At 32.6% G+C, this 7,035-nt stretch carries 7 protein-coding genes; 2 read left to right on the top strand and 5 right to left on the bottom strand.

The features are described 5' to 3' along the window. From B3J44_RS20955 to B3J44_RS20970, 4 genes are all read right to left on the bottom strand, one after another. The coding region (locus tag B3J44_RS20955; RefSeq protein WP_286971223.1) for a DUF4140 domain-containing protein at positions 1 to 731 on the bottom strand (731 nt) is incomplete at its 3' end. 58 nt (positions 732 to 789) lie between these two features. Continuing rightward, a complete protein-coding gene (locus B3J44_RS20960; RefSeq protein WP_286971225.1) occupies positions 790 to 1,413 on the bottom strand; it encodes a murein L,D-transpeptidase catalytic domain-containing protein in 624 nt (207 codons plus the stop codon). Positions 1,414 to 1,421: 8 nt separating this feature from the next. Next, on the bottom strand, positions 1,422 to 2,582 hold the full coding sequence (locus B3J44_RS20965; RefSeq protein ID WP_286971226.1) for a vWA domain-containing protein: 1,161 nt from the start codon (positions 2,580 to 2,582) through the stop codon (positions 1,422 to 1,424). Between the two features lie 107 nt (positions 2,583 to 2,689). After that, positions 2,690 to 3,655, bottom strand: coding sequence for an SIMPL domain-containing protein (locus B3J44_RS20970; RefSeq protein ID WP_286971227.1), 966 nt, complete (start codon positions 3,653 to 3,655; stop codon positions 2,690 to 2,692). A 148-nt stretch (positions 3,656 to 3,803) separates the two neighbouring features. Between B3J44_RS20970 and B3J44_RS20975 the strand changes: the two genes are divergently transcribed. Together B3J44_RS20975 and B3J44_RS20980 are read left to right on the top strand one after the other, a co-directional pair. Further along, complete coding sequence (locus B3J44_RS20975; protein ID WP_286971228.1) at positions 3,804 to 5,621, top strand: tetratricopeptide repeat-containing sensor histidine kinase; 1,818 nt, start codon at positions 3,804 to 3,806, stop codon at positions 5,619 to 5,621. After that, positions 5,621 to 6,367 carry a LytR/AlgR family response regulator transcription factor gene (locus B3J44_RS20980; protein WP_198855531.1) on the top strand — a complete coding sequence of 249 codons (747 nt, stop codon included), beginning with the start codon at positions 5,621 to 5,623 and terminating at the stop codon, positions 6,365 to 6,367. Before B3J44_RS20975 ends, B3J44_RS20980 begins: the two co-directional genes overlap by 1 nt. Before the next feature lie 335 nt (positions 6,368 to 6,702). Here the strand turns inward: B3J44_RS20980 and B3J44_RS20985 are convergent. Continuing rightward, on the bottom strand, positions 6,703 to 7,035 hold a 333-nt coding region (locus tag B3J44_RS20985; protein WP_286971229.1), incomplete at its 5' end, for a transglycosylase domain-containing protein.

Consider the following 7,035-nt stretch of genomic DNA (forward strand, 5'->3'; position numbering starts at 1 on the left):
GGCGCATTTACACTTTCGGTACGCAAATCATAAAATGGTGTCCAAGATGCGCTTTGTGTTAAATACGAAATCTCTAACGGAACAATTCCAGCTGCAGTGTTCATTACCTGAACAATTAATTTTCCTGATGAAGTTCGTTCTTCTTTGTTCGTATCAAACTCAAGTTTATTGTTCAGTTTCTGAAGTGTCTCGTCAAGTTTTTTCTGTTTATCGGTTAAGGTATTGATATTATTGGCAATTTCGATTTGTTTGTTTTTATAATAATCTACCATTTTCATTAATTCAGCAACGTTCAATCCAGAATTTACTCCCGAAATTTGTTGGTTTCGATCGAGTAACTGCATGGTTTTGTTTTCTGAATTAATCGTATTGACTACTTTTTGAAGTTCTTTTTGAACCAAAACAATACTATCATTAACTCTTTTGATTAAAGGCGATTTAGAATCTGTTTCATATTCTGAAATATAATTATTGGTAAACTGAACAGACAATACTGTTACATTTGCTGGAGCGCCAATTTGTACTGAATTTTCATTTAAATACGAAGCCACATTTTTGATGACAATTTCACTTGTTCCTGTAGGCAAAGTGGTACTTGCAGTCTGAGAAATTTCGGCAGCATTAAAATATACAGTTGCGGCTTTTACTTTTGCTGTTGTAAAAATTGGCTTTTGTGCATTCGCGAAAGCGCTGATCAATAATATGATGAATAGAATTACTTTTTTATTCATGAGGTTAAATTTAAATTAGTGGGAAATATATGATTATTACTGTTAAATAAAAATAGATTTAATAGTACATCACTAGAATTATTTTCTTTTTAGAATTGTCAATTAGTTTTTCGAGAACTCCGAAGAACTTTTCGTTTACCATTGGACATCCGAGACTATTGCAAATTGGGTAAGGCTGTTCATCAAAAGGAATTTCTGAGTATTTATGAAGCACTATATTTCGATCAAAAGCGTTACTGTTGGTTTTGTCTAAACCATACAATTTATAGGCTTTTCCAAATGTTCCAACATACGAACCGCCAATGGCATATTTGCCTAACGAACTGCAATTTGAATTTTTAACATTGCTGAATTTTAATTCGCCAGGAATTCCTGTTTCAGAACCAGAACCATGTCCAACTAAACCTTTATCCAGTAATTTGTTGTTTTTTAAATCATAAATAAAAAACCGATTTCTTCCAGATTCTATCTTCATATCTAAAAATAATGCCACATCTGAATTGTATTTTGGAGATTTCCCCAAGAAGCTCCTTACTTCAGTTATTTCATTTTTTAGTTTCTTTTCATAAGAATAGATCGGTTTTTTAGTTCTTGTGTCTTTTGTTTTCTCTTTTTTATTTTCACAACTCAAACAAATCAACGGAATTACTGTAAAGAGCAGAAAGAAGATTTTCTTTTTCATTTGGATTTTTATTTCTCAACCGTATAGCCTTTTACTTTAGCGAAAGCTAGAATAGAAGAGTTAATTGTATTTCCAAGATCATCTTGAGATTTAGTTTTTTTAGCTTCAGTATCAATATATTGCTGACGCTTTTTTGCTAAAACACTAATTTCTTTCTGAATTGTTTCTCTTTCTTTTGTTTTTTCGGTCACTATTTTTTGCAATTCTGCGGTGCTTTTGTTTTGCAGTTCGATCGGTAATTCTTCTTTTTTGATTTTCGAAATTGCTCCGGCATCATCTTTTACTTTATCTACCAAATCCCAAGTATCATTTTTATAAACGGCTTTTGATTTGCTTACGGCACGATCGGTATAATTGGAAGCCGAAACTTTTTTAGCATTCTGATCCTGCATTATCTGGTTTCTTTTTTTATCGGCACCTTTCGCTCCGTAATTGATATAGGTTTTATTGATTTTTTCATCACATTTAGCGATTTCATCGTCATATGGTGTTGCAATATATTGAACCGCTTTGTCAGAATCGATATTGAAATATTTTCCTTTTCCGCGATCTGCTCCGTCTTTCCAAAATGAATTAATGCCTTCTGTTTTGTTTCCACAGAAAATAGTATTCACATAAATATTATTTTTTAAAGCATCGCTAATTGTTTCTTTATAACTTATTTTTCCTTGATCAAAACCTTCATTTCCTGCAATGTAAATTAGTTTCATGCTGTTTTTGTCAGAAGCCCATTTTAATCCCTTAGTTGCATCTTGAATTACAGCGCCACAATATTCACTTCCGCCATTAGTTCTTAGTGCAAATAATTTTTCCGAAATCAAATCGAGATCTGTCGATAAAGGTGTCACTTGTCTGATGTAATTCGATCTTTCAGATAAACCGTCGTTTCCGTATTCGTATAAAGAAATTTCGATGTCTGGCGTTTTTCCTTCGTATTTTAAAGTCGTCAAAGTATTTACAATATTCCACAATCTCGATTTCGCCTGATCGATTAAACCGTCCATACTGTTAGAAGTATCCAATAAAAGAGCCACTTGAATTTTGGTCATTTCAGCCGAATCCGGTTTTTCGATTTCAGTGTTTTTTACTGGTTTTGCATTAGACGAATTACAGCTTGCAAAAAATATTGCCGATGCCAAAAGCGCTGTTATAAAAAGATTTGATTTCATGATTTTAGTTTTTAATTGAATGATTATAGATCAAACTTAAAAACTAAAAAAGCTCACTTTTGGGACAAATGGTGAAACGGTCTTTTGACTTGGTGAAACTTTCCAGATTAATGCATTTGTTTTGGAGTGTTGATATTCAGGTTTTTTAAATCGCCATTTGGAGTAATCAGAATAAATTCTTTGTCTGTTTTGGCAACTTGCTTCTTTTCTTTTTCTCTGTTAATAAAAATCTTTACTTCATATTGTACCTGAATAACAGGTTCCAGAACCGAAGGATTAATGATGAAATCGAATTCTTTACTAAATACAGGCTGGTAATAAAGCGTAGTCGATTTATTGGCTTGATTAACATCTGCCGATTTTTTTAAGTTTAAAGAAGAACTATTGTACGCTTCGTACGATTTGTACATTTCTACAGGTAAATTCACAACAAAACCATCGGTAATTCTTTTTTCAACGTTTGTAAATGTCTCTCCAAGAAGAAGCTCATAATTCTTGATTTTTTCCTGAATCAGCAGTTTGGCTTTGTTCATCATTTCCTTTTTGATGGTTTCTAATGAATTGGAGAAATAATCAACTCGGACCAAATCGTATATTTCATGATTTGATAAAATCGAAATAAAATCGTTCAACTGATTTGGATCGGAAAATTTTATGTGGATGTTTTTCTTTAACTCAAATCCCACAGGAACTTCATTGTACGTTTTACGGCTGAAAATCTTTTTCTCGACTTCATATTCATAAACAGGAACAAAAGAAATCATATCGACAAAAATCTCAACGCCTTTTTTAAGTTTGATTTCGTTAAGCGAACGTTCAATTCTTTGGTCAAGCAAGTCATTGACTTCTTTGGTTGTTTTACCCGTTTGAGTAGTGCTGAAAATTGCCGTATAAGTATCTGCTTTCACATTGGCAAGACCTTTTACACTTGCTACAATACCTTCGCTAGACGGAAAACCAATATCAATTGTAGTATTTGCAACATATTGATTCTGATAATTGACATTTCCAGAAACTTGTCCAATAATAAACTGAGAAAAAAGGATAAAAGAGGAGTAAAATAGTTTTTTCATAATGATGGTTTTTAAGATTACGAGGTAAAAGTATTGATCGAAAAAACGTATTTTTGAGAGAATGGGTCAACAAGCCTTTTGACTTGGTGAATGTTATAGGATAGGAATTTGAAATTAAGTTACTTTACACTTTCTAAATAACTTGTTTGTGAAACGTCATGTATTAATTGTTTTTAGTCTGTTTTTTTTAGCGTTTTTATTTCCTCAAGAAATAACTGCGCAGTCACTTCCTGAAAAAAGCGAAAAAAAGAGTAAAGCCGTAATAAGTAAAACCGCTGAAGAATTATCTAAATCTTTAGATGAAAACGATGAATCGAAAATTGCTCAAAACTATGAAAAGCTGGCTAATGACTTTTTAAGCAAAGGCGATAATGCAAAAGCAGAAGAGTATTTTAAAAGAGCTTTAAATTCTTACACCAAATTAAAACTAACCGAAGATAAAACACGCGTCACCAGAAGTTTGGCCAAAGTTCAGGAAAACCAGAAAAACTTTGGTTCTGCGATTAAGAACTATGAAGCGGCAGGTTCTTTAACCAAAGATGCATCTGAAGAAAAAATAAACCAAAATGATGCTAACCGACTCAGAAATCAATCTAATCCTGCAAGTCAGACCAATTATGTTGATTCGAATATTGAATTACTGAAAAAAGACAAAAAAGCTGCTGAAGTAAGTGAAGCATATGTACAGAAAGCACAGAATTCTTTGCAGTTAAATGACAAAGCAGTTGCAATTGAAAGTTATAAAAAAGCTTTAAAATACGCTAAAGACAAACCAGAAGAAGTTAAAATTAAAAACGAAATCGCAAAAGTTTACGTTGCCGATAATCAGTTTGACAAAGCGCTTGCCATTAACGAAAAATTGCTTGCTGATGCTAAAACGAATCATGATTTTACTACCGAAATAAAACAATTGCAATCCTTGGCTTCACTTTATTTTGAAAAGAAAGAACCAGAAAAAGCCATTTCTTCTTTAAAAGAAGCCTATAATTTATCTTTTCAAAAAGGAAATTCATCTGAAGCCAGAAAGAGTTTATCTTCTTTAATTAAATATTATAAAACAAAAGGGGAAGACAAAGAAAGCATGGCTTTGTACGAACAGTTTTTTGATAATTTCGAACAGTTAATCAAATCTGATACTACTTTAATTGATGCCAAAACTTTTCAGGTTACAGAAGATAAAATTCGTCAGCTTGAAAAAGAAAAGGTTTTAAAAGACGAATTGATTTCGAAGAAAAACTCCTTTAATTATTTCCTTTTAGGCTCAATTGGGTTATTGTTGCTTTTGTTTTTCTTCATTGTAAAAGCACTGTATTCCATCAGAATCAAAAATAAGGAAATCGCTTTGCAGTCATTGCGCCGCGAAATGAATCCGCATTTTATTTTTAATAGTTTAAATAGCGTCAATCAGTTTATTGCCGAAAACAAAGAATTGGAAGCCAATAAATACTTGACTTCTTATTCGAATCTAATGCGAAATATGATGGAAAACTCTAATAAAGATTTTATTTCGTTGGACAAAGAAGTAGAGCAATTAAAGAAATATCTCGATTTAGAACATTTGCGTTTTCAGGATAAATTCGACTTTGAAATTGTGGTTGATGAATCTCTAGATACCGAAAGAGTTTTTGTTCCGAATATGATCATGCAACCGCATTTAGAAAATTCCATTTGGCACGGATTGCGTTATTTGGACAAGAAAGGTTTTTTGTCGCTCCGATTTGAGTATAAAAACGGAAAAATTAATGTGATTATTGAAGACAACGGAATTGGTTTAACCAAAAGCCGAGAACTCAAAACGACCAACCAGAAAATTTACGAATCTCGAGGCTTAAATAATACTAAAGAAAGAATTGACCTTTTGAACGAATTATACAAAAAGGATATTTCGTTTACTATTTCAGAAAAAGAAGAACCAAAATCAGGCACGATCGTTCAAATTGTTTTTCCATTAATTGATAAAATATGATGACTTTGCAGAAAATAAAAAGCGTAATTGTCGAAGATGAATTGGCAGCGCGCGAAGTGCTTAAAAATTATTTGAGCAAATATTGTCCGCAAGTTGAGGTTGTCGGCGAAGCGCAGAATATAAAAGAAGCCGTTCCGTTGTTGCATGAAATTAAACCGCAATTGGTTTTTCTGGATGTAGAAATGCCTTTCGGAAATGCTTTTGATGTTTTAGAAGCTTGCAAAGAGCTACAATTTGAAACCATTTTTGTAACGGCTTTTTCTGAATATTCGCTTCGTGCTTTAAATCAAAGTGCTGCATATTATCTTTTGAAACCAATTAGCATTGAAGAACTGATTATTGCGGTAAACAAAGTACATCATCAGATTTTAAATCATGAAATCTTCAATCGAAATAAAATTATTGTCGAGAATTTCCATGAGCAAAAACCAGAAAAACAACAAGTCATTCTGCCAACGCTTGAAGGTTTTGAAGTCGTAAAAATGGAAGATATTGTTCGTCTTCGCGGAAATGGAAATTTTACTGATTTGTATTTAAACAATGGAGCAAAAAAAATGGTCTGCCGATTTCTAAAACATTTTTCGGAGATTTTGCCATTGCCTTTTATTCGTGTTCATAAATCGCATATCATCAATCTCAATTGTGTGAAATCGTATAACAAAGGCGGAATCGTAACATTGAACGATGGGACTGAAATTGAGGTTTCGCCAACTTATAAAGAAGAGTTTTTGAAGAACTTTAAGTAGTGGTTTTTGCCACAAAGGCGCTAAGGCACGAAGTTTTTTTTAGCCACAGATTCCAAGATTAGAAAAGATTTTTTAATCCTTTAATCTGTGGCTAAAGTAAAACATACGATTTTTTTTAATTGCCCCAAGCTTCAGCTAGGGGAATAAGATCGAAATAGGAAAGGGCTTTAGCCAAACTAGTAAAGTTTGGCTAAAGCCCTTAGATTTGCATTTGTATTTACATTCAGCTAAAGCTGGACGCAATTGAACTTAAAAAACTTTGCGTCTTTGTGAGCAATTAAAAATGTTTTAATAAAAAAAACTTAGTGTCTTAGCGCCTTTGTGGCAAAACCCTCTTACAAATCAAATTCATCATCAACAGCCAAAGAATCTATTTTGATTGCTGTAGAATCTGGAACTTTAATTTTTATTAAAGAACGTGCATTTCCAGAAATATAAACAGGCAATAGACCAATTGTGTCTTCTGGAACTAAAAGCCCTCTTCTAAACATCAAATTCTTCAGGAAATTTTGGTTTTTAATAGCATAATCCTTCAGATTACCTTGGTCATTAAATTGATACATGAATTTTCTCGGTTTCGGAATAATCGTTGCCAAATACAAACATTCATCAACATTTAAAGCCGAAGGACTTTTTTGGAAATAGAAATGACTCGCTTCGCCAATTCC

The sequence above is a fragment of the Flavobacterium sp. UBA4854 genome, from assembly GCF_002399805.1.
Classification (GTDB): Bacteria; Bacteroidota; Bacteroidia; order Flavobacteriales; family Flavobacteriaceae; genus Flavobacterium; species Flavobacterium ginsengisoli.

Bases quoted from the DNA above. Each gene is read 5' to 3' on its own strand.
- B3J44_RS20960 (WP_286971225.1), bottom strand. From the start codon at position 1,413: ATGAAAAAGAAAATCTTCTTTCTGCTCTTTACAGTAATTCCGTTGATT.
- B3J44_RS20965 (WP_286971226.1), bottom strand. From the start codon at position 2,582: ATGAAATCAAATCTTTTTATAACAGCGCTTTTGGCATCGGCAATATTT.
- B3J44_RS20970 (WP_286971227.1), bottom strand. From the start codon at position 3,655: ATGAAAAAACTATTTTACTCCTCTTTTATCCTTTTTTCTCAGTTTATT.
- B3J44_RS20980 (WP_198855531.1), top strand. From the start codon at position 5,621: ATGACTTTGCAGAAAATAAAAAGCGTAATTGTCGAAGATGAATTGGCA.